This is a genomic window from Sinomonas cyclohexanicum (assembly GCF_020886775.1).
Taxonomy (GTDB): domain Bacteria; phylum Actinomycetota; class Actinomycetes; order Actinomycetales; family Micrococcaceae; genus Sinomonas; species Sinomonas cyclohexanicum.
The window spans coordinates 1,296,464-1,320,877 of the sequence record NZ_AP024525.1 but is presented as its reverse complement, the minus strand read 5'-3'; the positions used below and the strand labels follow the sequence as shown (position 1 = coordinate 1,320,877).

Annotated in this window: 25 protein-coding genes and 1 tRNA gene; 10 read left to right on the top strand and 16 right to left on the bottom strand. The window is 70.1% G+C overall.

The features are described 5' to 3' along the window. Nucleotides 1-10: 10 nt before the first annotated feature. Both SCMU_RS06185 and greA read left to right on the top strand, forming a co-directional pair. Nucleotides 11-427: a DUF4307 domain-containing protein gene (locus SCMU_RS06185; protein WP_229232150.1), complete on the top strand. Its 417-nt coding sequence runs from the start codon at nucleotides 11-13 to the stop codon at nucleotides 425-427. A gap of 181 nt (nucleotides 428-608) precedes the next feature. Beyond that, nucleotides 609-1,106, top strand: a complete 498-nt coding sequence (greA, locus tag SCMU_RS06180; RefSeq protein WP_229232149.1) for a transcription elongation factor GreA — start codon at nucleotides 609-611, stop codon at nucleotides 1,104-1,106. A 106-nt stretch (nucleotides 1,107-1,212) separates the two neighbouring features. Here greA and SCMU_RS06175 read toward each other — a convergent pair whose 3' ends face one another. From SCMU_RS06175 to SCMU_RS06150, 6 genes are all read right to left on the bottom strand, one after another. Next, nucleotides 1,213-2,145 (bottom strand): ATP-grasp domain-containing protein, encoded by a 933-nt coding sequence (locus tag SCMU_RS06175; RefSeq protein WP_229232148.1) that lies wholly within the window; start codon nucleotides 2,143-2,145, stop codon nucleotides 1,213-1,215. Nucleotide 2,146: 1 nt separating this feature from the next. Beyond that, entirely contained in the window at nucleotides 2,147-2,398 is a 252-nt protein-coding gene (locus tag SCMU_RS06170; RefSeq protein WP_229232147.1) for a hypothetical protein, read from the bottom strand. Between the two features lie 109 nt (nucleotides 2,399-2,507). Beyond that, nucleotides 2,508-3,122, bottom strand: coding sequence for a rhomboid family intramembrane serine protease (locus SCMU_RS06165; protein WP_229232146.1), 615 nt, complete (start codon nucleotides 3,120-3,122; stop codon nucleotides 2,508-2,510). A gap of 12 nt (nucleotides 3,123-3,134) precedes the next feature. Next, a complete protein-coding gene (gene ilvA / locus SCMU_RS06160; protein ID WP_229232145.1) occupies nucleotides 3,135-4,388 on the bottom strand; it encodes a threonine ammonia-lyase in 1,254 nt (417 codons plus the stop codon). Nucleotides 4,389-4,399: 11 nt separating this feature from the next. Then, a complete protein-coding gene (locus tag SCMU_RS06155; protein ID WP_229232144.1) occupies nucleotides 4,400-5,590 on the bottom strand; it encodes an AI-2E family transporter in 1,191 nt (396 codons plus the stop codon). Nucleotides 5,591-5,602: 12 nt separating this feature from the next. Continuing rightward, a complete protein-coding gene (locus SCMU_RS06150; RefSeq protein ID WP_229232143.1) occupies nucleotides 5,603-6,589 on the bottom strand; it encodes an aldose 1-epimerase family protein in 987 nt (328 codons plus the stop codon). A 180-nt stretch (nucleotides 6,590-6,769) separates the two neighbouring features. Between SCMU_RS06150 and SCMU_RS06145 the strand changes: the two genes are divergently transcribed. The 3 genes from SCMU_RS06145 to galK are packed head-to-tail and all read left to right on the top strand — an operon-like array spanning nucleotide 6,770 to nucleotide 9,884. After that, a complete protein-coding gene (locus SCMU_RS06145) occupies nucleotides 6,770-7,561 on the top strand; it encodes a DeoR/GlpR family DNA-binding transcription regulator (protein ID WP_229232142.1) in 792 nt (263 codons plus the stop codon). Then, nucleotides 7,558-8,703 carry a galactose-1-phosphate uridylyltransferase gene (gene galT / locus SCMU_RS06140; RefSeq protein WP_229232141.1) on the top strand — a complete coding sequence of 382 codons (1,146 nt, stop codon included), beginning with the start codon at nucleotides 7,558-7,560 and terminating at the stop codon, nucleotides 8,701-8,703. The genes SCMU_RS06145 and galT overlap by 4 nt, the downstream gene beginning before the upstream one ends. Then, complete coding sequence (gene galK, locus SCMU_RS06135; RefSeq protein ID WP_229232140.1) at nucleotides 8,700-9,884, top strand: galactokinase; 1,185 nt, start codon at nucleotides 8,700-8,702, stop codon at nucleotides 9,882-9,884. Before galT ends, galK begins: the two co-directional genes overlap by 4 nt. Nucleotides 9,885-9,976: 92 nt before the next feature. Here the strand turns inward: galK and SCMU_RS06130 are convergent, their stop codons facing one another. After that, on the bottom strand, nucleotides 9,977-10,876 hold the full coding sequence (locus SCMU_RS06130; RefSeq protein WP_229232139.1) for a Bax inhibitor-1/YccA family protein: 900 nt from the start codon (nucleotides 10,874-10,876) through the stop codon (nucleotides 9,977-9,979). A 159-nt stretch (nucleotides 10,877-11,035) separates the two neighbouring features. Between SCMU_RS06130 and SCMU_RS06125 the strand changes: the two genes are divergently transcribed. The 5 genes from SCMU_RS06125 to SCMU_RS06105 all read left to right on the top strand — a co-directional run bounded on the left by SCMU_RS06125 (nucleotide 11,036) and on the right by SCMU_RS06105 (nucleotide 15,749). Beyond that, on the top strand, nucleotides 11,036-11,332 hold the full coding sequence (locus SCMU_RS06125; RefSeq protein WP_443020271.1) for a GroES family chaperonin: 297 nt from the start codon (nucleotides 11,036-11,038) through the stop codon (nucleotides 11,330-11,332). Between the two features lie 359 nt (nucleotides 11,333-11,691). Continuing rightward, the gene (locus SCMU_RS06120; protein ID WP_443020270.1) at nucleotides 11,692-12,984 is read left to right on the top strand and encodes a branched-chain amino acid ABC transporter permease; all 1,293 of its coding nucleotides are present in this window, start codon (nucleotides 11,692-11,694) and stop codon (nucleotides 12,982-12,984) included. A 10-nt stretch (nucleotides 12,985-12,994) separates the two neighbouring features. After that, nucleotides 12,995-13,963 carry a branched-chain amino acid ABC transporter permease gene (locus tag SCMU_RS06115; protein ID WP_229232136.1) on the top strand — a complete coding sequence of 323 codons (969 nt, stop codon included), beginning with the start codon at nucleotides 12,995-12,997 and terminating at the stop codon, nucleotides 13,961-13,963. Then, the gene (locus SCMU_RS06110) at nucleotides 13,960-14,985 is read left to right on the top strand and encodes an ABC transporter ATP-binding protein (RefSeq protein WP_371829638.1); all 1,026 of its coding nucleotides are present in this window, start codon (nucleotides 13,960-13,962) and stop codon (nucleotides 14,983-14,985) included. Before SCMU_RS06115 ends, SCMU_RS06110 begins: the two co-directional genes overlap by 4 nt. Beyond that, complete coding sequence (locus tag SCMU_RS06105; RefSeq protein ID WP_229232135.1) at nucleotides 14,982-15,749, top strand: ABC transporter ATP-binding protein; 768 nt, start codon at nucleotides 14,982-14,984, stop codon at nucleotides 15,747-15,749. Before SCMU_RS06110 ends, SCMU_RS06105 begins: the two co-directional genes overlap by 4 nt. A 143-nt stretch (nucleotides 15,750-15,892) precedes the next feature. Here SCMU_RS06105 and SCMU_RS06100 read toward each other — a convergent pair whose 3' ends face one another. The 9 genes from SCMU_RS06100 to eno all read right to left on the bottom strand — a co-directional run bounded on the left by SCMU_RS06100 (nucleotide 15,893) and on the right by eno (nucleotide 24,336). Continuing rightward, a complete protein-coding gene (locus tag SCMU_RS06100) occupies nucleotides 15,893-17,257 on the bottom strand; it encodes an ABC transporter substrate-binding protein (RefSeq protein WP_229232134.1) in 1,365 nt (454 codons plus the stop codon). Between the two features lie 209 nt (nucleotides 17,258-17,466). Beyond that, a tRNA-Leu gene (locus tag SCMU_RS06095) sits at nucleotides 17,467-17,540 on the bottom strand. A 106-nt stretch (nucleotides 17,541-17,646) separates the two neighbouring features. After that, nucleotides 17,647-19,107, bottom strand: coding sequence for an NAD(P)/FAD-dependent oxidoreductase (locus SCMU_RS06090; protein WP_229232133.1), 1,461 nt, complete (start codon nucleotides 19,105-19,107; stop codon nucleotides 17,647-17,649). A gap of 32 nt (nucleotides 19,108-19,139) precedes the next feature. Next, nucleotides 19,140-20,468: a S8 family peptidase gene (locus SCMU_RS06085; RefSeq protein ID WP_229232132.1), complete on the bottom strand. Its 1,329-nt coding sequence runs from the start codon at nucleotides 20,466-20,468 to the stop codon at nucleotides 19,140-19,142. Beyond that, the gene (locus SCMU_RS06080) at nucleotides 20,465-21,436 is read right to left on the bottom strand and encodes a Ppx/GppA phosphatase family protein (RefSeq protein ID WP_443020269.1); all 972 of its coding nucleotides are present in this window, start codon (nucleotides 21,434-21,436) and stop codon (nucleotides 20,465-20,467) included. Before SCMU_RS06080 ends, SCMU_RS06085 begins: the two co-directional genes overlap by 4 nt. A 2-nt stretch (nucleotides 21,437-21,438) precedes the next feature. Continuing rightward, nucleotides 21,439-22,152, bottom strand: coding sequence for a DUF501 domain-containing protein (locus SCMU_RS06075; RefSeq protein WP_443020224.1), 714 nt, complete (start codon nucleotides 22,150-22,152; stop codon nucleotides 21,439-21,441). An 87-nt stretch (nucleotides 22,153-22,239) separates the two neighbouring features. Continuing rightward, the gene (locus SCMU_RS06070; protein ID WP_371829657.1) at nucleotides 22,240-22,452 is read right to left on the bottom strand and encodes an FtsB family cell division protein; all 213 of its coding nucleotides are present in this window, start codon (nucleotides 22,450-22,452) and stop codon (nucleotides 22,240-22,242) included. After that, nucleotides 22,397-22,795, bottom strand: a complete 399-nt coding sequence (locus SCMU_RS06065; RefSeq protein ID WP_229232129.1) for a hypothetical protein — start codon at nucleotides 22,793-22,795, stop codon at nucleotides 22,397-22,399. Before SCMU_RS06065 ends, SCMU_RS06070 begins: the two co-directional genes overlap by 56 nt. A gap of 260 nt (nucleotides 22,796-23,055) precedes the next feature. After that, nucleotides 23,056-24,336, bottom strand: coding sequence for a phosphopyruvate hydratase (gene eno / locus SCMU_RS06060; protein WP_229232128.1), 1,281 nt, complete (start codon nucleotides 24,334-24,336; stop codon nucleotides 23,056-23,058). Nucleotides 24,337-24,414 lie beyond the last annotated feature (78 nt).

The following is a 24,414-nucleotide window of genomic DNA, read 5'->3' as shown; positions in this document are numbered from 1 at the left end:
GAATAGACAGGTGACCGACTCCCCCGCCCTCGCCGTCCGCTACGGCGCCCCACGCCAACGGCTGACCAAGCGCACGGCGCGCATCCTCATCGTCGCGGCCCTGGCCGTTGCGATCGTGGTCGCGGGGTGGCTCACCTACACGTCTAGCGTGCGCTCCGGGGTGCAGTCCAAGGATGTCGGGTTCTCCACGCCGGATGCGTGGCACGCGGAGATCGACTTCCAGGTCACCAAGGACGCCTCGGCGACGGCGGTCTGCGCGGTCCATGCTCTCTCCGACGACTTCGCGGTCGTGGGGTTCAAGGAGATCGAGATCGGCCCGGACGCCGGCGCGTCGGGCACGACGACCACGCTGCATCGGGTCCCGCTGCGGACCGAGAGCGCGGCGGTCTCGGGCGTCGTCGACTCATGCTGGCTCAAGGCGTCCTAGCCGCGACACGGCACACCGGGCATCGTCCCAACTTGGGATCGAGTCCCATCTTCACTAGAATGTTCTAATACCCATTGCCCCGCCGGTGGTACAGAAAGCGCTCCCGAGGCATCGCGCCTCAAGGGGACGCGCATAACCGCAGGCGGGGTCTTTGCATGTAAGACGTTGACGAGGAGACGACATGTCCACCACGACCCATCAGGGCGGCGCCTGGCTCACGCAGGAGGCGTACGACCGTCTCAAGGCTGAGCTGGACCACCTCTCGGGCCCCGGCCGTCATGAGATCGTCGAGAAGATCGAGGCCGCCCGGCAGGAGGGCGACCTCAAGGAGAACGGCGGCTACCACGCCGCCAAGGAGGAGCAGGGCAAGATCGAGGCCCGCATCCGCCAGCTGACCGACCTCCTGCGCAACGCACAGGTGGGCGAGAAGCCCGCGGACGACGGCGTCGTCGAGCCGGGCATGCTCGTCGTGGCGAAGATCGCCGGCGAGGAGGAGCGCTTCCTCCTCGGCTCCCGCGAGATCGCCGAGTCCGGCGCGGACATGGACGTGTTCAGCGAGAAGTCCCCGCTCGGCTCCGCGATCGTGGGCCACAAGCAGGGCGACAAGCTCTCCTACACCGCCCCGAACGGGAAGCAGATCGAGGTCGAGATCATCTCGGCTACGCCCTACAACGGCTGAGCGCCGTACAGGATCTGGGAACCCGAACAGCGCACGACGGCGCCGCCCACCTCAGTGGTGAGCGGCGCCGTCGTCGTTCATCCGCCCACATCGGCCCAGCAGGGCCTCAGGCGCAGTCCAGGAGGAAGCGCGCGAAGCTGCGCGCCACCTCCGGCCCTCCCAGCCCTTCGAGGAAGAGGAACTGCCCCTGGGGGTTGACCTCGAGCCAGTAGGGCGGCCCGCCGTCGGGCGCGGGCTTGAGGTCGGAGATGCCCATCGCGAGCCCGAGGTGGGCGTTGAGCGCCGTGAGCTGGGCGGCGGTCCCCCCGCCCAGCTGCCCCGTTCCGACGCGCGGGGCCACGTCGGTGCGCCAGTCCATGAGGTCCGAGCTGATCGTGCCCACCACGACGGTGCTCCCCCACGTGCACGCCCGGAGATGGACGTCGCCGGGGACGAGTTCCTGGTAGATGGCGGGGACCAGGGCCAGCTCCCGGTCAGCCGGAAGGGTGTCCTCGGTGAGGACGCCGGCCCGGAGCGGGATGTCCATCGTGCTCGCAACAGGCTTGACGACCATCCTCCCGCCCAGCTCGGCGCAGAACTCCCGGATGTCAGAGGGGATCTGACTCACGAGGGTGCGGGGGACCCTCAGGCCGACGCGCAGCGCCGCGCGGAGCTGGACGAGCTTGAGCTCAGCGCGGCGTGTCGCATCGGGGTCGCTGACCCACCGTCCTCTGAAGCCCGCCCGGAGGCAGCCGAGGACGGCGTCTCGAGCCTCGTTGGCGACGACCGTTCTCGCAGCCGGGTCGCTCACCGCGTCGGGGACCGTGGGCCGGCCGACGCGCCGCCACCAGAGGACGTCGAGCTGGTCTGGGCTGATCGGGCCGTCTGCCGCGTCGAGGCGCGCGCGATCCGGGGCCGACGACGCCCAGCTGATCCCCCCGCTCTGCGGGACCCGGTCCGCATAGATCAGCGATGCCCGCCCACCGGCCTGCTCGACCCAGTGTGCGGCGAGCTCCGCGTGGAGGTCTCCAGACTGGGTCAGGATGCCGATGTGGGCCACGTCAGCAGCCGTTCCCCCAGTAGTCGCAGTCGTCCCAGCCGTCACCGGATCCGGAGATGGTGGCGCACCCCGGCTTGTACATCTTCGCGTCGATGGTGAGCCCGACCTTGGTGCGCATGGCTTCTTCCCACTTGTCGAGGCCCTCAGGTCCGGTGAACTCCATCCACTCGAGCTTGAACGGCCAGACGGTCGGGACGAGCTCGTTGTCCTTGCCGATGTCGTAGCGGGTGCCGGGAGTGTTGTCGATGGCCATGGCATTCTCCTTCTCGATGGTTCGGGGACTCTCCCCATTCATCGACGATGCGCCCGCCGAGCCGATTAATCAAGTGACTGGACTAAAGTAGCTGGGCATGCTCGTGCCGCTAGGTGGCGACCCGGCCCCTGGGCCGCAGGAGGACGGCCGCGACAACCCCTCCCGCGAGGCCGAACAGGTGCGCCTGCCATGAGATGCCGCGGCCCACGTTTGGCAGCACCCCCAGGAGCACGCCCCCGTACGCGGCGAACAGCACGAGCGCGAGGAGGATCTGCCACCAGCTGCGGTTCAGGAAGCCCCGGACCAAGAGGAAGCCGAAGAGGCCGAAGATCACACCGGACGCGCCGACGGTCACGGAGGGGTAGCCGAGAAGGCTCCCGCCGAACACCCACACGCCGACCCCCGACCCCAGCCACGACAGCGCCACGGCCGTGAGGAACTGCCTCAGCCCGGCCAGGAACGCCAGGAATCCAAAGACGAAGAGCGGCAGCGTGTTGGCCAGGAGATGCCCCCAGCCCGACGAGTCGTGTACGAGCGGGGAGGTCAGGATGTCGGGGAGGCTGCCCACGTCACGCGGGCGGATGCCGAACGTCCTCGACAGCAGTCCGAAGGTTGTCATGTTCACCAGCTGGATCACGTACAGCACCACCGTGACCGCCGTCATGGTGGCGAGCCCCGCGCGGGCGCGCCCCGCGAGCTCGTTCGTCGACCCCGGCGCTCGCACGGTTCTGCCGCCTCAGACGTGGATGACGATCGGCTGGAAGCCCTCCGCGCGCAGGGCCCGGAGGATCTGGTCGGAGTGCTCGTGGCCCTTCGTCTCCATATCGATCGTGATCGCCACGTCCCCCATCGCGATCGAGCCGCCGACGCGGGTGTGGTCCACGCCCGTGACGTTCGCGTCGTTCTCGGCGATGATGCGGGAGATCGTCGCGAGGGAGCCCGGGCGGTCATCGAGCATCATGCGCACCGTGAGGAAGCGCCCGGCGGCGGAGAGGCCGCGCTGGATGACCTTGAGCATGAGCATCGGGTCAATGTTGCCGCCGGAGAGGATCACGACGGTCTTCTTCGGGTCGATCCCGAGCTCGGCGAGCTTGCCGTCCATGAGCGCGGCCACGCCCACGGCGCCGGCGGGCTCGACCACGAGCTTGGAGCGTTCGAGCAGGAAGATGAGGGCCCGGGCGAGGGAGTCCTCGCTCACGGTCACGACGTCGTCGACGAGCTCGCGGATGATGCTGAAGGGGATCTGACCCGGCAGGCCCACGGCGATGCCGTCGGCCATCGTGGCGACCTTCGGCAGGGGCACGACGGCGTCGGCCGCGAGCGAGGGCGGGTAGGCCGCGGCGTTCTCGGCCTGGACCCCGATGACGCGGATTTCGCGGCCGAGCTCGGCGGCCTTGGACTTCACGGCGACGGCGACGCCGGCCAGGAGCCCGCCGCCGCCCACGCCCATGAGGATCGTGTCCACTTCCGGGACCTGCTCGAGGATCTCCAGGCCGATCGTGCCCTGGCCCGCTACGACGTCCGCGTTGTCGAACGGGTGGACGAACACTGCACCGGTCTCGTCGGCGTACCGCTTCGCCTCGGCAAGGGCCTCGTCGACGTTGTGGCCGTGCAGGACCACCTCGGCGCCGTGGCTGCGGGTCGCCTGGAGCTTGGGGAGTGCAACGCCGAGCGGCATGTAGATCCTGGCCCGGATCCCGAGGCGCTTCGCGGCCGATGCGACGCCCTGCGCGTGGTTGCCTGCCGAGGCGGCCACGACGCCCTGCCGCTTCTCCTCATCGGAGAGCCGCGCCATGCGCACGTACGCGCCGCGGACCTTGAACGAGCCGGCCCGCTGCAGGTTCTCGCACTTGAAGTAGACCTCGCCTCCCACCGTCTGGCCGAGGGCCCTCGACTCCTCAATGGGCGTCTTGGCGCTAATGCCCTCGAGCAGCTCCTGTGCTGCAAGAACGTCGTCGAGCGTCACAGCGAGAGTCGAGAGGGCAGTCATACTCAGTGCTCCTAGGGGGCTTCACGGGGGTTCGGGCCCGGCCCGGCGTCTTCCGGCGGGACCGGCGCACCTCCATTTTCCCACGAGTTCTCCCACGAACGGGCCGCGATGTAGCGCACGGCCGAGTTCGTGACGGCGAGAGTGGGCACCGCGAACAGCGCGCCGGCGATGCCGGCGATGTAGGAGCCCGCCGCCACGGCCAGGATCACGGCCACCGGGTGGAGCGACACCGCCCGGCCCATGATGAGCGGCTGGAGCACATGGGATTCGAGCTGCTGGACCGCGACGACGATGATGAGCATGATGAGCGCGTTCACGAGGCCGTTCGCCACGAGGGCGAGCAGGACGGCGACGGCGCCGCTCAGGAGCGCGCCGACGACCGGCACGAACGAGGCGACGAACACGAGGATGCCCAGGGGAAGCGCGAGCGGCACACTGAGGACGGCGGCGCCCACGCCGATGCCGACCGCGTCCACCGCCGCCACGAATACCTGGACCCGCACGTAGCTCACGAGCGAGGTCCAGCCCTTCCGGCCGGCGCCGTCGGCCGCCGCCCGCGCGCGGCGGGGCAGGAGCCCGACGAGGAAGGCCCAGATCCGTTCCCCCTCAAGGAGGAAGAAGACGAGCACGAAGAGCGTGATGAGGGCGCCCGTGACGAAATGCCCCGCCGAGGAGCCCACGCTCAGGACGCCGTTGAGGAGCGTGCCCTGATTGGTCTCAAGCAGGTGGCGCGCATCCGTGATGTACGTCCCGAGCTCGGACGACGTCAGCTGCAGCGGGCCCTCCGCGAGCCACCTCTGCACCTCGGCCAGGCCCTGGAGCGCCTCGCCCCACAGCTGCGCGAAGCCCGAGGAGATCTGCCGCCCCACGAGGGTCAGGAGTCCGGCGACGACGGCGATGAAGCCCAGCTCCGTGACGGCCACCGCCACGCCCTTGGGCGCGCGCGCACGCCGCAGCCAGCCGACCACCGGATTCAGCAGTCCCGCGAGCAGCGCGGCGATGAGCACGGGGATCACGAGGAAGCTCATCTGCGCGAGCGCCCACGCGATGGCCCAGGCGACCACGAGGATGACCGCGACGCGCCACGCCCACGCCGCTGAGACCCGCAGCGCGAAGGGCAGGTCCGCGTCCGTCACGGCCCGCGCGGCACGGGCATCGATGGTCACGGGGTCCGGATGGGGTCCTTCGGGGCTGGGCTCCATGGACCCATCCTTTCAGAGGCTCGCGCCGATCCCCCACCGCATCGAGGCGGACTCGCCCGGCTCGAGCCACCGGAGCCCCTCGCCTGAGTTGAAGGCGTTCGCCGGCCCCGTCATGGGCTCGAGCGCCACCGCCTTGGCGCGCCCGGGGAACGTGTCGGTGACGAACACGTGCAGGTACCTGCACGTGTCCTCCTGCCACAGCCAGACGCTGCGGCCGTCGGCACCGGTGAGTGTCGCGCGCACGACGGCGGGCGGGGCAGCGGCGGCGGCCGGCCCCGCGCCGTCGTGCGTGAAGGAGAGGTCCGTGAACGCGCAGTCCACCGCGAGCTCGCCCACGGTGCGTCCGCCGCGCAGGTCCCACTCCCCCGCCACGGGCTCGGAGCCGCGCGGGATGAGTCGCTCGTCCGCGACAAGGCGGGTGGCCGCAGGGACGGTGAGGGTGAGCTCCTCGGTGGGCGTCCCACCGAGCCGCAGATACGGGTGCGCGCCGAGGACGTACGGCGCGCGCGCCGCAGAGCCGTTGCTGAGGCTCTGGGTGACACTCAGGCCGCCGTCGGCGTCGAGCGCGTAATCGACGCGGTGGCGGACGAGGAACGGGTAGCCGTGCTGGGGGAACACCGTGGCCTCGAGGGACACCGAAGCGCCCGAGACCTCGACGGGCGCGTAGCCCGTGTTGCGCAGCAGGCCATGGCTAGCGTGCCCCCGCGAGGGTTCGGTGATGTCCAGCTGCTGCACCTTGCCGTTGAGGGGCCACCGTCCATCCTCGACGCGGTTGGCCCACGGCGCGAGCGTGATCCCGGTGGCGCCCGGCGGGATCTGGTCGTCACCGAATGTCTCTGTGAGCACGACGCCGTCGCGCGAGTAGGCGCGCAGGGTCGCCGCGAGCTCGGTCACGACGGCGACGCCGCCGGCGCGGCGGAGCTCGTACTGGCGACCGGTGACGGCGCGGCCCGACGCTGGGCTGACCGGAGTGGAAGGGCCGGTCGGTGATGGTGTCATGGATCCAACGCTAGCTGTCGCACCATGCCGCGGCACAGTCCGCGCAGCCTCTTCCCCTCCGACCCGTCGGATGTTATCTTTTGTTAGAAAGCTGTTGTTTGTGTTAGCTCTAGGGTGCTGGCTCAGGATCAGCTGCAGATTCAGGATTAGCAGGATTAGCAGGATTAAGGGGGGAACGCCATGCTGGCTGCCGAACGCCAGGCGCACATCGTCGCCGAGCTCGAGCGGCGCGAAGCCGTGCGCGTCACGGAACTCGCGTCCGCTCTGGGCGTGTCCGAGATGACGATCCGGCGGGACATCGAGCACCTCGAGCTCCAGGGGCTCGCCCGCCGCGTCCACGGGGGCGCCGCTCGCCCCACCGAGATCGGGTTCGCCGAGATCGGCTTCGCGGCCAAGAGCGAGCACAGGCCCGACGCCAAGAGCGCGATCGCGGCACGCGCGATCGAACTCGTTCGGCCCGGAGCCACGATCTTCGTCACCGCCGGGACCACGACGTTCGCGTTCGCCCGCCTGCTCGCCGGCGTTCCGGACCTCACGGTCGCGACCAACTCGATCAAGGTCGCCGAGGCTCTCGGAAGCGCCAGCCACGAGGGCGCGCGGACCATCCTCACGGGCGGCGAGCGGACGCCGTCGGAGGCCCTCGTGGGGCCGCTGGCGACCTCTACTCTCCGCCAGCTGCACGTCGAGACCTGCTTCATGGGCGTCCATGGCCTCCACCCCCGCGGCGGGCTCACCACGCCGAACATGCTCGAGGCCGAGACCAACCGTGCAGCTGCCGAGTCCGCGGCACGGCTCGTGGTACTGGCCGACCACAGCAAGTACGGCCTCGTGAGCCTCGCACGCATCCTCCCCCTGAGCGCCGTCGACACCCTCATCACGGACGACGGCCTCTCCACCAGTGCGCTCGACGAGCTCCGGCAGACCGTCCCGGACCTCATCGTCGCGCCCGTCGACGAATCGGAGACCGCATGACCCCGCCCCTGATCACCCCGACGCGGCTGTCTGACGGCCGCGAACTTATCTACTTCGACGACCCGGGCAGCGCCCCCCGGACGCCGTCCCCGGACGCCCGCGGGCTCGCAGGCCCCGCGGTGCCGGGCCACCTCCGCTACGACGAGCTCTCCGGCGACTGGGTCGCCGTGGCCGCCCACCGGCAGTCCCGCACCCACTTGCCGCCCGCCGACCAGTGCCCGCTGTGCCCCACCACGCCGGCCAATGCCTCCGAGATTCCCGACGCAGACTACGACGTGGTCGTGTTCGAGAACCGGTTCCCGTCTCTCGGGCCCGGCACCGCGGAGCTGCCAGCCTCTCTCCCGTGGGGCCAGACGACCCCCGCGGTCGGCCGCTGCGAGGTCGTGTCCTTCACCTCGAGCCACACCGGGTCCTTCGCGGGGCTGCCCTACGAGCGTGCCCGCACCGTGGTCGAGGCCTGGGCCCACCGGACCGCCGCGCTGAGCTCGCTGCCCGGAGTGCGGCAGGTCTTCCCCTTCGAGAACCGCGGCGCGGACATCGGCGTCACCCTCCATCACCCGCACGGCCAGATCTACGCGTACCCGTACGTCGCGCCCCGGGCGGCCCAGCTGGCCGCGATGGCACGTCGCTTCTACGACGACGCCGACGGCCGGGCCACCCTGCTCGGCACCCTGCTGGACCGCGAGCGGACCGCCGGCGAGCGCGTGGTGCTCGAGGGGGACCACTTCACCGCCTTCGTGCCGTTCGCCGCGCGCTGGCCGCTCGAGGTGCACCTCGTGCCGCACCGTCATGTGCCCGACTTCACGTCCCTCACAGGCGAGGAGAAGGACGAGCTCGCATCTTCCTACCTCTCGCTCCTGATGGCCGTGGACGCCCTCTACCCCACACCCACCCCGTACATCGCGGCATGGAATCAGGCACCCCTCGATGCCCTGCTGCGGCCGGCGAGCCGCTTCCACCTCCAGCTCACCTCGCCGCGCCGCGCCGCGGACAAGCTCAAGTTCCTTGCAGGCTCCGAGGCGGCCATGGGCGCTTTCATCAACGACACGACCGCCGAGCACGTGGCCGAGCGGCTCCGGGACGCCCTCACGAAGAATCCGACGCGGCGCCCCGCCGACGCCGCGGGAAAGGCACCGGCATGACGCGGCCCCCTTCCGTCCAGGACGCGGCGGGACCGGTCCTCAACGCGTTCACCTCCGCTTTCGGCGGGGCGCCCGACGGCGTGTGGCGGGCTCCCGGTCGGGTCAACCTCATCGGGGAGCACACCGACTACAACGAAGGCTTCGCCCTGCCGTTCGCGATCGACTTGGCAGCCTACGTCGCCGTCCGCGTTCGGCCCGACCGGACCATACGCCTGGTCTCGACGCACGGAGGCGCCGAGGGCGGCGGAGGCGTCGTCGAGCTAGACCTCGACGGGCTCACTCGCGGGACGTCGCCCGGCTGGTCCGTCTACCCGGCGGGCGTCGTGTGGGCCCTGGCGGCCCGCGGGGTCGAGGTGCCCGGGTTCGACCTGGCGCTTGGCTCGACGGTGCCGGTCGGTTCGGGACTCTCCTCGTCGCACGCCATCGAGTGCGCTGTCGCTACCGCGCTGACCGAGCTGACCGGCGCGGGTCTGGGCGCCGAGGACCTCGTGCTCGTGACCCAGCAGGCGGAGAACGGGTTCGTGGGTGCGCCGACCGGGATTCTAGACCAGTCCGCCTCGCTGCGCGGCGCGCCGGGGCACGCTGTATTCCTCGACTGCCGGGACCAGAGCGTGGAGCTGATCCCGTTCGACGCGCCCGCCGCCGGGCTTGCCGTCCTCGTGGTCGACACCAAGGTGGCCCATTCCCACGCCGACGGCGGATATGCGAGCCGCCGCGCGGCGTGCGAGCTCGGAGCCGAGGTCCTCGGGGTGGAAGCGCTGAGGGATGTCTCCTCCGCGGACCTGGCGGAGGCCCGCGGGCTCCTCGACCCCGTCACGTTCCGGCGCGTGCGCCACGTGGTCACCGAGGACGAGCGGGTCCTCGAGACCGTCCGCATCCTTCGCGCGGAGGGGCCGCGGGCGATCGGCGGGCTCCTGGACGCGAGCCACGCCTCGATGCGAGACGACTTCGAGATCTCGTGCCCCGAGCTCGACCTCGCGGTGGACACTGCCCGCGCGGCCGGAGCGCTGGGCGCCCGCATGACCGGCGGCGGATTCGGCGGATCGGCGATCGCCCTCGTCCCCACTGATCGCACTGGGGCAGTCAGGGACGCCGTCCTGTCCGCGTTCTCGCGGGCCGGCTTCGCGCAGCCGGACCTGTTCAGCGTCTCCCCTGCGGACGGGGCCCGGCGGGTCATCTAGGCGCGGGGCATCCGATACGCGCGCCACGGTGCGGGAAGGCCCCCGGACGATTCGTCCGGGGGCCTTCCCGCTCACGAGCTCTTCATGAGAGGTCAGTCGTTGCTATTGAAGATCGCCAGCAGGCGCAGGATCTCCGTGTACAGCCACACGAGCGTCACGGTGAGCCCGAACGCCGCGGTCCACGCATAGCGCCGCGGCGCCCCGGCGCGGACCCCCTGCTCGACCGAGTTGAAGTCGAAGATCAGCGAGATCGCGGCGAGCACGATCGCCAACAGGCCGACGATCACGCCGAGCGGGATGCCCATGACCGTCATTCCTCGCAGCCCCCAGGGGTTCTGGACGACGCCGAAGAGCATGAGGCCGAGATTCACGAGGCTGAACCCGAGGTAGCCGACAATCGCGATGAGGAAGAACTTCATGAGGCCGGGCGTCGCGCGGACCTTGCCGCTCTTGTAGAGCGCAAGCGTCACGCCGGCCACGACGACCGTTCCGAGGACGGCCTGGAAGCCGACGCCCGGCGCGAAGGCGTCGATGATCCGGGTGAGCCCACCGAGGAAGAGCCCCTCGAGTGCGGCATAGGCCAGGATGAGCCCGGCCACCGGCTCACGCTTGAACGTGTTCACGAGGGCCAGCACAAACCCGCCGAGGGCGCCGAGGACCATGAGGCCAAGGGAGGCGCTCGCTGGCATGGCCAGCGTGACAGCGGCCCCGACCACCACGAAGCCGAGGCATGCGAGCGTCCGGACGATCACGTCGTCATACGTCATCCGGCCCGTCTGCGCCGGGCCGGCCGACGGCGAACGGTACAGCTCGTCCAGCTGCTCGGGAGACATCGGCTGCTGCGGATACTGGCCATAGGGCGCAGGCTGGCCGTAGGGGTTCTGTTGCGGGTACGGATTCTGCCCGTAGGGCCCCGTGGGCACGGGCGGCGCCGTCGCGATGGCGCCCTTGTAGTTCTTCCTCCGGAAGACGGGGTTTCCCCCAAATGCCATGTCGGCTCCTTGGTCGAATGCAGTCTCGCCCCGCGGGTGCTGCGGAGGCGGCCTATACTGTCCACGCGCGGACGGCCGGGGAAGTTCCCGAGGCATCGCGACTAGACTGGCTCGGTGCCGAACGAGTCCGCGCCCACCCGCCACCGCCTGCCGCTGCGCATGCTCCACGACCGCATCCTCGTGGAGCTCGACAAGGAGGCCAGCGAGCGCCGCTCGGCCTCAGGCATCGTCATCCCGGCGACCGCGGTCCTCGGCAAGCGGCTGGCCTGGGCCCACGTGGTGGCAGCCGGCCCGAGCGTGCGGCAGGTGTCGGTTGGCGACCATGTGCTCTTCGACCCCGAGGACCGCGCCGAGGTCGAGGTCGCCGCACGCGACTACGTCCTCCTGCGCGAGCGCGACGTCCACGCGGTCGCCGAACACGATGAGCCGTCGAGCGATCTCGGCCTCTACCTCTAGCGCCCTCCTGAGCCTCGCGGCACCCCAGAGCCGCCCGCGCGGTGGCGCCGCGCGGACAATCTTTAGGGCCACTCCTCGGAGCCGCCGGACGCTTAAGTGCGCCTGAAGAAACTGTTTACAGTCGTTACCGGATCGCGACCTCCCGACGGCCTCCAGACTGCAGGACTGGCCCATCCACGCGGGTAACATGACGTCCAACGGGTGACCCTCGTCACATTCCCGCTTACCGGGTGCACGTGCGATGGGCTGCGCCCGTTGCACCGACCGTTCCGGCTGGCACGCCAGCCGCACCCCCGGAAAGACGGAGGCTCTTCGTGACCAGCACAGCCCCGGCCGCCCGCCAACGCGTACCACGCGCGCTGGCGGCCGCAGGCGCCCTGATCGGCGCCATCCTTGCAGTGCTCCTGGCAATCGCCCCGGCCGCAGAGGCGACGACCTCGCCCAGCCCCAGCCCTAATTCCAGCCAGTCCCAGTTCCAGAACACCATCTCGGGCTTCCTGCGCAACGGCGGGCAGCCTCTCGAGGGCGTCAAGATCAGTGCTGAGGGCAATGGATTCAGCGGCAGCACCACCTCATCGGCCTCGGGAGCGTGGAGCATCTCCGTGCCCGCGCAGGGCAGCTACAAGGTCACGCTCGACGAGTCGACGCTCCCAGAGGGGGTCAAGCTCGCGGACGGCCAGGAGAATCCCCGGACGGTCACGTTCAGCCAGACCTCGAACGCGAGCACGATCTTCGCGTTCGGCGCCGGCATCGTGGTCCACCAGGAGAGCTTCTTCACCAGCCTCCTGAACCGCCTCGTGGCGGGCCTGAGCTTCGGCCTCCTGCTCGCCCTCTCCGCCGTGGGCCTCTCCCTCATCTTCGGCACCACGGGCCTGACCAACTTCGCCCACGGCGAGATGGTCACGCTCGGCGCCGTCGTCGTCTTCTCGCTCAGCGCAGTCGGGGCGCCGTTCTGGCTCGCCGTCATCGGCGGGCTCGCCGCCGGCGTCGCGTTCGGCTGGGCGCAGGACGCCTGGCTCTGGAAGCCGCTGAGGCGGCGCGGGACCGGCGTCGTGCCCATGATGATCGTGAGCATCGGCCTCGCCCTCGCCGCGCGGTACGTGATCCTGTTCTTCTTCGGCGGGGCGACGCAGCAGCTTCCCTACTCCCAGTCGACCGACATCGACCTCGGGGTCGTCAAGATCTCGCCCAACAACCTGTGGTCGCTGCTCATCTCCCTGATCGTCATCCTCCTGATCGGATTCGCACTCCTGCGCACGCGCCTCGGCAAGGCGACCCGCGCGGTGGCCGACAACCCGGCCCTCGCGGCGGCGAGCGGGATCGACGTCGACCGCGTCATCCGCCTCGTGTGGGTCACAGGCGGCTTCCTCGCAGCGCTCGGCGGCATCCTGTGGGCCTACTACCGGCCGGGTGTCTCCTTCAACATGGGCCAGCAGATCCTGCTCATGATCTTCGCCGGCGTCACCCTGGGCGGACTGGGAACCGTCTTCGGTGCCCTCGTCGGCTCCGTGGTCGTGGGCATCTTCGTGGAGCTGACCACGGTGTTCGGGCTCACGTCCGACCTCAAGTACGTCGGGGCGCTGGTCGTCATGATCCTCGTCCTGCTCTTCCGGCCGCAGGGAATCCTGGGCCGTCGCGAGCGAGTGGGCTAAGGAGACCGCCATGGATTTCGGACAGATTCTCTTGGAGGCGCTCGGCGAGCTCGTCAGCCCGACGACGGCGGCCTACGCCCTCGCCGCACTCGGCCTCGCCGTGCACTTCGGCTACTCGGGCCTGCTCAACTTCGGGCAGGCCGGCTTCATCGCCGTCGGCGCGTACGGCTTCGCCATGTCGACGATCCACCTGCAGTTCCCGTTCTGGCTGGCCCTCATTGTGGCCATCGTTGCCGCGGCGATCTTCGCGCTCCTCCTCGGCATCCCGACACTGCGACTGCGCGCCGACTACCTGGCGATCGTGACGATCGCCGCCGCGGAGATCATCCGCTACGTCGTCACGACCAACACCCTCACTGATGTCACCGGCTCCGCGAACGGACTCGCCGGCATCCGAGCTGACTTCCTGCGGCTCAACCCGTTCCCAGAGGGCGACTACCTCGGCTACAGCAGCAACGACTTCTTCTTCCGAGTCTTCGGCTGGGGCCTCGTGCTCATCCTCGGGATCGCGGTCTGGCTCCTCATGCGCAGCCCGTGGGGCCGCGTGCTCAAGGGCATCCGCGAGGACGAGATGGCCGTGCGCTCGCTCGGGAAGAACGTCTATGCCTACAAGATGCAGGCCCTCATCATCGGCGGTGTCTTCGGCGCACTCGCCGGGCTCGTGTTCACGCTGCCCCGCGACGTGGTGCAGCCGGCCAACTACGGCACCGAGTTCACGTTCTTCCTGTGGACCTGCCTCCTGCTCGGCGGCATGTCCACAGTCCTCGGACCGATCGTGGGCGCCATGATCTTCTGGGTCGTGCTGTCGCTGACCCAGAACGTGCTCTACGGCCTGATCGGGATCGGCGCGCTGCCGTTCCTGAGCACCACCCAGGCCGGCCAGCTGCGCTACATCCTCGTGGGCGTGGCCCTCATGCTGTTGATGATCTTCCGGCCGCAGGGCGTGTTCGGCAACAAGAAGGAGCTCGCGTTCTCATGAGCGAGACAGGCAACACCGGTGAGTCCGCAGTGGACTACATGACGGACTCCAGACCCATCGCCGAGGGCCCCGCGGCCCCGGGATGCAAGAAGCGCGATCCGATCGTCGTGGCCGACAACGTGAGCAGGCGGTTCGGCGGCATCAACGCCGTCGACGTCGAGCATCTCGAGATTCCCCGCCACAAGATCACGGCCCTCATCGGCCCCAACGGCGCGGGAAAGACCACCCTGTTCAACCTGCTGACCGGCTTCGACACCCCGAACACCGGCACGTGGCAATTCGAGGGCACCGACCTGGCGGGCATGTCCTCGTACAAGGTCGCGCGGCTCGGGATGGTCCGCACGTTCCAGCTGACCAAGGTCATGGGCAAGCTGACCGTCATCGAGAACATGCGCCTCGGCGCCTCGTCCCAACCCGGCGAGAAGCTCCGCAATGCACTGTTCAAGGGCATCTGGGGCAACCGCGAGAAGGACATCACCGACCAGGCCGAATCCCTGCTGGTCAAGTTCAAGCTCGACACGAAGCGAGACGACTACGCCGCTTCCCTCTCCGGCGGGCAGCGAAAGCTCCTCGAGATGGCCCGTGCGCTCATGGTGAATCCGAAGCTGGTCATGCTCGATGAGCCCATGGCGGGCGTCAACCCCGCCCTGACGCAGAGCCTCCTGGACCACGTCAAGAACCTCAAGGCCGAGGGCATGACCGTCCTGTTCGTTGAACACGACATGCACATGGTCCGGCACATCGCCGACTGGGTCGTGGTCATGGCGGAGGGCAAAGTCGTCGCCGAGGGGCCGCCCACCGAGGTCATGAAGGACCAGGCGGTCATCGACGCATACCTGGGGGCGCACCACGACGTAGACCTCGGCGCCGCAGGTGGTGTCGCGGAGCTCGAGCAAGAGCTCGCCCAAGACGAGGAGTCGGTGGTCGGTACGGAGGACGCCGGGATCCTCGCCGAAGACAGTGTCGGATCGGACGCCGAGACCCTCACAGTGGAGCGGCCGCAGAAGGAGGAGGGCAAGTGAGCGAGCAGACAGCACCCCAGCCCGCGAGCACAGCGGCGGACGGCGAGGCCGTCGTGACCGTCACCAACCTCGTGGCCGGCTACCTGCCGGGCGTCAACATCCTCAACGGCTGCAGCATCGAGGCCCGCCAGGGCGAGCTGATCGGCATCATCGGACCCAACGGCGCAGGCAAGTCGACGCTCCTGAAGGCCATGTTCGGGCTCGTGCGCGTGCACTCCGGCTCGGTGGTGGTCCGTGGGCAGGACCTCACCGGGCTCAAGGCGAACAAGCTCGTGAGCCGCGGCCTCGGCTTTGTGCCGCAGAACAACAACGTGTTCACCACGCTCACGATCGAGGAGAACATGCAGATGGGGCTGTTCCAGCGGCCCAAGGTCTTCAAGGAGCGCTGGGACTTCGTCACTGACCTGTTCCCCGAGCTCGGCAAGCGCCGGGCCCAGCGCGCCGGGTCCCTCTCGGGCGGCGAGCGGCAGATGGTCGCGATGGGGCGCGCGCTCATGATGGACCCCGCCGTCCTGCTGCTCGACGAGCCCTCCGCCGGGCTCTCCCCCGTCAAGCAGGACGAGACGTTCCTGCGCGTCCATGAGATCAACCGGGCCGGCGTGTCCGTGATCATGGTGGAGCAGAACGCCCGCCGCTGCCTGCAGATCTGCGACCGCGGGTATGTCCTGGACCAGGGTCGCGACGCGTACACGGGAACCGGACGCGAGCTGCTCAACGACCCGAAGGTCATCCAGCTCTACCTGGGGACGCTCGCCGACTCGTAGCACGACGTTCCCGCGCACGACGGCGCCGCCCACCGCATGAGGTGGGCAGCGCCGTCGTCTGTGATCACCTCATCCCCACGCAGGGCCAGGGCCCCGGTCCCTTGCGGGAGCCGGGGCCCTGTGTGCCGTGCGTCAGGCTGAGGTCAGCTCAGCTTGCCGAACTCCTCCTTGAGGGGCTGCGGCACGTTGTTGTTGTCGAACTTGTAGATGCCGATGTAGGCCTCTTGCGGGTCGCCGTTCTTCGCGAAGCTCACCGGGCCGGACTTGCCCATGTAGTGGATGTCCTTGCCCTGGCGGATCAGCGTCACGCAGCTCGGGAAGTCGCTGCACTGGTTGCTGCCGTGGGTGATGTCCACGAACTGGGCGGCGATGTCCGTGCCCTTCGTGCTCTTGGCCTTCTCTGCCGCGAGCGCGATGAGGTTCGCGGCGTCCCAGGACTCGCCGGCGTAGTTGTAGTTCACGAGGGACGGGTCGATCGTCTTCAGCTGCGCCTTGAAGTCATCCTTGGCGAACGTCCCGGGCTGGGTGCCCTGGGCCCCTTCGAGCGTGCCGGCCTTGAAGTCCTTGCTGTAGTCGGCGGTGTTGCCGTCCACGAAGAACATCTGGGTCGGCTTGACGCCCTTGGCCGTGAGGAGCGGGATGATCTGCTTGGCCTGATCGAACGAGATCACGGCGATCGCGTCCGGCTTTGCCGCGACGACCTTGTCGACCTGCGAGCTGAACTGCGAGTCGCCCTCGTTGAACAGCTCCTCGTCGACGACCTTGCCGCCTGCGCCCTCGAACGCCTTCTTGACGTTGTCCCGCAGGCCCGTGCCGTACGCGTCGTTGAGAACGATCATGCCGAGCGTCTGCGCTCCACAGGAGGCCATGTAGTTGCCGAGCACGCGGCCCTGGAGGACATCTGAAGGGGCGGTGCGCCAGTACAGGCCCTTGGCATCCCAGGTCGAGAAGTCCGGGGAGGTGTTGGCCGGGGAGAACTGAACGACGCCGGCGCCGGTGATCTGGTTGATCACCGTCTTGGACACGCCGGACGACGCCGCACCGATGATCGCGCTGACGCCCTGTCCGAGCAGGTTGGTGACCGACTGGGTGGCGATGTCCGTGGTCGTGTCGCCGGAGTCGCGGTGGATCACGTCGACCGGGTGGCCGAGGACGCCGCCGGAGTCGTTGATCTGCTTGACGGCGAGGTTGACGCCGGCGATCTCGGGCGGACCGAGGAACGCGAGGGCACCGGTCTGCGGTAGCAGCGTGCCGAGCTTGAGCGGGGTGGGCGACGTCGTGGTGGCCTTCGGAACATCGGCCGGAGCAACCGTCTGTCCCGCCGCTGAGGAAGCGCCGGCGCTGCCGGACGGCGCCGGGCAGGAAATCCCGGCGGCCGCCGCGCTGGAGGTGCTGGAGCCCGACGGCGTGCTCGACGTGCCGCTGCATGCGGTCGCCAGCAGCGCGACTCCGACCCCCAGAGCGGCCAGCTTGGCCGTCCGAGGCGCAGCGAAGTGACGTTGAATCATGCGTTCTCTCCTCCATCGGAGGGCATGGCGGCCCTCCAGATGCGAACAATCAGGTGTTCCTGATTAAAAGACAGGCTAATAGAACGTTTAACCCCTATTACAGTGATTCAGGTCACAGCCTTGTAACAGCTCGGCCAAAGGTTACCGACACGTAGGATCCTCCCGCTCAGGGCGTGCCGTGGCGGAGTCTGCCGACGGGAAGGACGGTGTGCCCCAGCAGGGACTCGAACCCTGACTGAGCGGATTTTAAGTCCGCTGCCTCTGCCGATTGGGCTACTGGGGCGTGTCCACCAGCCTAGTGCGTCTGGTGGGGCGAACGACGGCGGCCGCCTCCTTCGAGCAGAAGGAGGCGGCCGCCGTCGTGGGTCACCGCGTCAACGGTGCGAGGGTCACTTGACGCCCGCGGGCACCTTGTTGCCGGCGCCGTCGGCCTTGTCCGCCGAGGCGGCCGGCGCCGCAGCGGCGGGGGCGGCGGGCTTCGGGGCGGGACGGGCTGCGGTCTCGAACGCGGCGCGCGGGTTCTCGAGGCCCTGGAGGGGGGTCGTGTCGCGGCCCGCGAAGAGCGAGGAGAACCAGTCGAGGAGCACACGGAACTTGCGCTCGGCCGTCGGGATGGCCATGCCGTGGTAGCCGCGGTGCGCGAGCCAGGCGAGCGGGCCCTTGAGGCCGATCCGGCCGAACACGTTGATGTTCGCCACGCCCTTCCACGGGCCGAAGCCCGCCACGGCGCCGAGGTTCTTGTGCTTGTAGTCCGCGAGCGGCTTGTCCCAGCGGTTGGCCCACAGGTTGTTCGCGAGGACCTTGGCCTGGCGCAGCGCGTGCTGGGCGTTCGGGACGCAGGTGCCGTCGGGGAGGCCCTTGCCCGTGAGGTCCGGCACGGCGGCGATGTCGCCGGCCGCCCAGGCGTTCTCGACGATGCCCTCGTCCCCCGCGATGCGCAGGTCAGGCAGGACGCGGACGCGGCCGCGCGGCTCGAGCGGGAAGTCGGTGGAGCGGACCATCGGGTTCGCCTGGACACCGGCGGTCCAGATGAGCGTGTCCGCCTCGAACTCGTCGGCCGGGGCCTTGTCCGGCATGCTGATGAGCTTGAGGGAGCCCTCGGCGTTGGCAAGGGAGGTGTTCAGGAGCACCTCGATGCCGCGGCTCTGCAGGTGGCTGACCACCCAGTCGGCCTGCTCGGCGGTGACCTCGGGCATGATGCGACCCATGGCCTCGACGAGGACGAAGCGCACCTCGTCCTGGCGGAGGCGGCCGTTGTTGCGGACGGCCTCGCGGGCGAGGTCCTCGAGCTCGGCGATGGTCTCGATGCCGGCGAACCCGCCGCCCACGACCACGAAGGTGAGGGCGCGCTTGCGCTCGGCCGGGTCGGTGGCGGTCGAGGCGAACTCGATGCGCTCGACGACCTGGTTGCGGAGGGCGATGGCCTCCTCGATGGTCTTGTTGCCGATGCCCTTCTCGGCGAGGCCGGGAATCGGGAACGTGCGCGTGATGGCGCCCGCTGCGAGGACGACGTCGACGTAGGGGACCTCGATGGTGCCCTGGTCGCCCGGGAGCTCGACGACGGCCTTGCGGTTGGCGTGGTCGATGCTCGTGACCGAGCCCTGGATGACCTCGCTGCCCTTGAGGTGCTCGCGGAGGGAGACGACGGCGTGGCGCGCCTCGATGTTGCCGCCGGCCACCTCGGGCAGGAACGGCTGGTAGGTCATATAGGGGTTCGGATCGACGACCGTGACGATGCCGCCGGCCGTGGCGATCTTCTTCTGGAGGTTGAGGGCGACGTAGAGGCCCACGTATCCGCCGCCGGCGACGAGGACGCGGGGGCGATCAACAAGCTGCAGGGAGGAAGGCATGGTTATAGAGTACCAGCTTGTGAAAAAATTCACTATCTGTCCGAACGCGTGACCTTCCGCTCTCTCGAGGCCCGCCGGCCCAGGTGGAGTGCGCCCGCCGCGGCGACGGTCAGCACCATCGTGGCGGACCCCAGGACCGTGACGGCCGGCCAGGGGCTGTCGGCCTGATCGACGCGGGGCGTCGGCGCGGTGGGCTCGGCGACCGCCTGCGACGCGGCAGGCGCCCCGGCGCCGCCGGCCGGCGATCCCCCGGCCGTCTGCGACGGCGAAGGTGTGGCAGCGGAGCCCTTGCGGTGAACCCTGATCCAGTCGGCGATCGAGCCCAGCGGGTTGGCGGAGACTTCGGGCACGTCCGCGGTCAGTGCCGCGGCGGCGTCGAGGATGCCCCGGCCGTAGATCGGGTCCGGGCCGGGCGCGCCCGCGTCCTTGGCCGTGGCAATGATGCGGTCGATCACCTGGGCTGCGCTCATTCCGGGCCACTTCGAACGGATGAGGGCCGCGACGCCCGAGACGATGGGGGCCGCACCGGACGTTCCGGCCCACTCGGCGTACTGGCCGCCGGGCAGGCCGCCGACGAGCTGCTCGGCCGGCGCCGCGACCCCGATGCTGATCCCCTGCGACGACGAGTCGATGCTCGCGTTCCGCTGCCGGTCCAGCCCGGCCACCGTGAGCACGCCCGGGATGGTGGCAGGCGCCCCGACCTGGACGTTGCCGCCGAGGCGGTTGCCGGCCGCCGCGACGACCACCACGTCCCGCTGTTCGGCGTAGAGGAACGCGGAATCCCAGCTCTCGGGCCACGCCGGAGAGGAGCTGCCGAGCGAGATGTTGATGACTTTGGCGCCCTGGTCGACGGCCCACCGCACCGCGTCGGGGATCTGGTCCGTGTCCGTCCGGCCCGCCGGGTTGGGCGATCCGAGCCACGTGGACGCGGTGAGCAGCTGTGCCTCGGGCGCCACGCCCACGACCCCGTCCGGGCCGCCGGCGTCCTTCGCCTCGCCCTTCGGGTCGGCCACGTGCCCCCGGCCGGCGAGCATGGTCGCGACCAGGGTGCCGTGCTCGGGCTTGGCGCCGAGGGGCTTCTGCCCGTCCGGCGTCCCGGCGCCGGACGAGTCGTGCCCGCCGACGACGACGCCGCGCAGGTCCGGGTGTGTCCCGTCGACTCCGCTGTCGATCACCGCGACCTTCACGCCCGCGCCCTTGGACACCTCCCACGCCTTGGTGATCCCGTACTCGGCGAGCCAGTACTCGCGGTCCCGGATGCTGTCCGCGGAGGCCGGCTGGGCCGCGGGCAGGAGGCCGATGGCCGCGAGGGCGAACGCCAGGAGGGGCACCGTGGCAAGGGCGAGGGCGCGTCGGATCACATGGCCTTCCGCGTCAGGGTGTTCGGCCGGTCAAGGGCGCTCAAGGCGATGCCGTCGAGGATGTCGTGCTCGCTCGTGACGGCGGTCGTGATCCGGCCGCCCGTGAGCTCCCCCATCCGCGCGAGGATGCGCCGCCATACGAGAGCCCCGGCCCCGATGACGTCGACCCGGCCTGGATGCAGGTACGGCAGGGCCGCCCGCTCCGCGTGGCTGAGCGAGAGCAGAGACGAGCAGGCATCGCTGATCTGTGCGATCGGCAGCTCGGCGCCATGGATCCGCTCGGGCAGGTACGCGGGCAGCGCCAGCGCGTGGGCCGTGATGGTCGTGATCGAGCCGGCGACGCCGATCACCGCCGTTGCGTCGCCGAGCGGCACCTCGGCGAGCGCCTCGTCGATGCCGGCGTCGACGTCGCGCTCGGCCGCCTCGATCTGTTCGGGTGAGGGCGGGTCGGAACGCAGGTGGCGCTCGGTGAGCCGCACGCAGCCCATGTCGATGGACCGTGCGGCGGTCACTCCCCCGGCGTCCCCGAGTACGAACTCGGTGCTGCCCCCGCCGAGGTCCACCACGAGGACCGGCCTTCCCGCCTCGAGGGGAAGCACGCTCGCCGCCCCCGCGAAGCTCAGGGCGGCCTCCTCGGTCCCTGGCACGATCTCGGCCTCGACACCGAACCGTTCCCGGATCCCGGCCATGAACTCGTCCCGGTTGCGGGCGTCCCGCATGGCCGATGTCGCGACGAAACGCACGCGCTCGGCGCCGAGGCCGCGCACGGTCGCCGCGTAGTCGTCGGCGGCGGCGAAGGTGCGGGCGAGTGCCTCGGGTGCGAGCATCCCGGTCGCGTCGACGCCTTGGCCGAGTCGCACGATCCGCATCTCGCGGTGCACGTCGTCCAGGCGCGCCGCCGCGCGGTCCGGCACCGAGTCGGCGACCAGGAGTCTGATCGAATTGGTCCCGCAGTCGATTCCGGCCACCCTCACGAGCGGTCCCCTCCCTCAGCGCTCAGCCCCTGGCCCTCGGCCGTCGTGGGCCCGGCGTCCTGCGACCCGCGCACCGGGGCGGCCCGGCCTGTCATGGACGGAAGCCCCTGGGGCCCGTGCCGCGAAAGGTCCTTCTCGGGCGCGTCGCCCTCCGTCTCCCACGCGCCCGCGCAATGGCAGCGGTCGGCGGTCCACCACGGGGCGATGGCCTCGATGGCCTCGTCCCCCAACGGATTTACCCCCGGCCCGAGCGCGAGCGACTCGCCCACAAGGACATGGAGGCACTTGACCCGTGTGGGCATCCCGCCAGCCGAGACGCCGTCGATCTCCGGAACCGGCCCCGTCCCGGCGCGCCGGCCGATCTCCTCCCGAGCGGCAAGGTACGCCTCGTGCGCGCCGCGGTAGGCGGCGGCAAGCGCGGGGTCGGCCGCAATCCGGTCATTCATCTCCGTCATGAGGCCGCCTGCCTCGAGTCGCGAGACGGCCGAGGTGATGACGGGGTGCGTGAGGTAGAACGTGGTGGGGAACGGTGTGCCGTTCGAGAGTCGCGGCGCGGTCGCCGCGACGAGCGGGTTTCCGCACACGCACCGCGCGGGGATGGCCACGACGTCCCGCACGGGACGCCCGAGCTGGCGGCTGAGGGTGTCGAGGTCCTCCGCGGTCGGAACGTCCCCGGGGGTGGGGCCGGGCGTAGTGGGGGTCTCGGTCACGGTGGTCACTGTCCTTCGTCGGTTCGGTGCGGCGCACGACGGCGCGTGCCCGCCTCGCGCGCTCGGGTCGGCTGAAGGCCTCGCCCGTCAGTCGGTCGCGGCCCGGACGAGCGAGTCCCAGAAGCCCTCGGCCCACGGCTTGTCGCCGCCGCTGACCGTGATGGGCCCGCTGCCGGCGGTGCCTGCGGGGGCCGCACCGCTCTGGCCGAAGACCCAGTACGAGGTCTCGCCGGGCATCACCATGTTAATGCGGTCTCGGGCCTGCTGCTTGACGTAGTTGGGATCCTCCCAGCGGGCGATCGAGTCCCTGAGGGTGCCCTGCTCCGCCTTCTTCGCGCGATTCCGCCTGGTCCGCGGAGCTGATCTCCGCGCGCTGGCCGAGGAACACGCGCACGGTGGGCGCGAGCATGATGGTGATGGCCACGAGCACCACGACGAGGGCGACGATGCGGCCGGAGAACGCCCGGGCGGGCACCGGAGTGTCGTCGGTCGGGACGGGGGTGCGCAGGGGCGTCTTGGGTGCCTTACGGGCCTTGTCGGGCCTGGACGCCTTGGCAGCCTTGGGCGACTTGCCGGCCTTGCGTGCCGCGGCCGATGCGGGCGCCCCGGCGGAGCCGCGCGCCCCGTCGGGGCTGGGCGCCATGGTCGGCTTCTCTTCAGGCCGCGGCTCAGACTGCGTCGCAGCCTGCGCGGGCGGGCCGGGCCGCCTCGTTGCCGGCGTGCGCGGCACGGCCGGTCGACGCGTCGCCATGAGAGAGCTCCTTGCGTGTCGGGTCCTTGCTTGCCGGGCCGCCAGCGGCTGGGGCCGGATACGGCGCCGCGGCGGCCATCGTCGTGTCAACGATAGCCGCCGCGGGTCGCCGTTCGGCGCAGGCTGGGCCCAAGCCCGGCCCAGAAGGCGGGTCAGCCCTTGAAGCGCGGGAAGGCGCTGCGACCGGCGTAGCGCGCGGCGTCGTCGAGCTCCTCCTCGATGCGCAGGAGCTGGTTGTACTTCGCGACGCGCTCGGAGCGGGCCGGCGCGCCGGTCTTGATCTGGCCGGCGTTCGTGGCCACGCAGATGTCCGCGATGGTCGTGTCCTCGGTCTCGCCCGAGCGGTGCGACGTGATGGTCGTGTAGCCCGAGCGCTGGGCGAGGGACACGGCGTCGAGCGTCTCGGTGAGCGAGCCGATCTGGTTCACCTTCACGAGCAGCGAGTTGGCCGTGTTGGCGTCGATGCCCTTCTGGAGTCGCTCCGGGTTGGTGACGAAGAGGTCGTCGCCGACGAGCTGGACCTTGTCCCCGATCGAGTCGGTGAGGACCTTCCAGCCCTCCCAGTCGTTCTCGTCCAGCGGGTCCTCGATCGAGACGAGGGGGAAGTCCTCCACGAGGCTCGCGTAGTACGCGCTCATCTCGGCAGCCGAGAGGGCCTTGCCCTCGAACTGGTAGGCGCCGTCCTTGTAGAACTCGGAGGAGGCCACGTCGAGCGCGAGCGCGATGTCCTTGCCCGGGGTGTAGCCGGCCTTCTTGATCGCCTCGGTGATGAGCTCGAGCGCCGCGCGGTTGGACGGGAGGTTCGGCGCGAAGCCGCCCTCGTCGCCGAGGCCGGTGGAGAGGCCCTTGTCCTTCAGGACGCTCTTGAGGTTGTGGTAGACCTCGACGCCCCAGCGGAGGCCCTCGGAGAACGTCTCGGCACCGATCGGAGCGATCATGAACTCCTGGATGTCCACGTCGGAGTCCGCGTGGGAGCCGCCGTTGAGGATGTTCATGAGCGGGACGGGGAGCACGTGCGCGTTGGGGCCGCCCAGGTACTTGTACAGCGGGAGGTTGGCCGAGTCGGCGGCGGCATTGGCCACCGCGAGCGAGACGCCGAGGATCGCGTTGGCACCGAGGTTGCCCTTGTTGGGGGTGCCGTCGAGGTCGATCATGGCCTGGTCGATCGCACGCTGGTCGGTCGCGTCGAAGCCCGTCAGGGCCGGGGCGATCTGGTCCAGGACGGCCTCGACGGCCTGCTGGACGCCCTTGCCCTGGTAGCGGCCCTTGTCGCCGTCGCGGCGCTCCACGGCCTCGAACTCTCCCGTCGAGGCGCCCGAGGGGACAGCAGCGCGGCCGAGGGAGCCGTCGCTGAGGAGGACCTCGACCTCGACCGTCGGGTTGCCGCGGGAATCGAGGATCTCGCGGGCGTGGATGGCATCGATAAGCGCCATGGGCGTGCTCCTTGGTGTATGGAACGGGTCTGACGGGCTGTGGCCCTGCCGCACGCAGTCACGGGGCGGCCACGGTGT

Coding starts and splice junctions, on each gene's coding strand:
- galT (WP_229232141.1), top strand. CDS start 7,558: ATGACCCCGCCCCTGATCACCCCGACGCGGCTGTCTGACGGCCGCGAA.
- SCMU_RS06100 (WP_229232134.1), bottom strand. CDS start 17,257: ATGATTCAACGTCACTTCGCTGCGCCTCGGACGGCCAAGCTGGCCGCT.
- SCMU_RS06170 (WP_229232147.1), bottom strand. CDS start 2,398: ATGGCCATCGACAACACTCCCGGCACCCGCTACGACATCGGCAAGGAC.
- eno (WP_229232128.1), bottom strand. CDS start 24,336: ATGGCGCTTATCGATGCCATCCACGCCCGCGAGATCCTCGATTCCCGC.
- SCMU_RS06110 (WP_371829638.1), top strand. CDS start 13,960: ATGAGCGAGACAGGCAACACCGGTGAGTCCGCAGTGGACTACATGACG.
- SCMU_RS06130 (WP_229232139.1), bottom strand. CDS start 10,876: ATGGCATTTGGGGGAAACCCCGTCTTCCGGAGGAAGAACTACAAGGGC.
- SCMU_RS06090 (WP_229232133.1), bottom strand. CDS start 19,107: ATGCCTTCCTCCCTGCAGCTTGTTGATCGCCCCCGCGTCCTCGTCGCC.
- SCMU_RS06125 (WP_443020271.1), top strand. CDS start 11,036: ATGCTCCACGACCGCATCCTCGTGGAGCTCGACAAGGAGGCCAGCGAG.
- greA (WP_229232149.1), top strand. CDS start 609: ATGTCCACCACGACCCATCAGGGCGGCGCCTGGCTCACGCAGGAGGCG.
- galK (WP_229232140.1), top strand. CDS start 8,700: ATGACGCGGCCCCCTTCCGTCCAGGACGCGGCGGGACCGGTCCTCAAC.
- SCMU_RS06115 (WP_229232136.1), top strand. CDS start 12,995: ATGGATTTCGGACAGATTCTCTTGGAGGCGCTCGGCGAGCTCGTCAGC.
- SCMU_RS06145 (WP_229232142.1), top strand. CDS start 6,770: ATGCTGGCTGCCGAACGCCAGGCGCACATCGTCGCCGAGCTCGAGCGG.
- SCMU_RS06065 (WP_229232129.1), bottom strand. CDS start 22,795: ATGGCGCCCAGCCCCGACGGGGCGCGCGGCTCCGCCGGGGCGCCCGCA.
- SCMU_RS06155 (WP_229232144.1), bottom strand. CDS start 5,590: ATGGAGCCCAGCCCCGAAGGACCCCATCCGGACCCCGTGACCATCGAT.
- SCMU_RS06150 (WP_229232143.1), bottom strand. CDS start 6,589: ATGACACCATCACCGACCGGCCCTTCCACTCCGGTCAGCCCAGCGTCG.
- ilvA (WP_229232145.1), bottom strand. CDS start 4,388: ATGACTGCCCTCTCGACTCTCGCTGTGACGCTCGACGACGTTCTTGCA.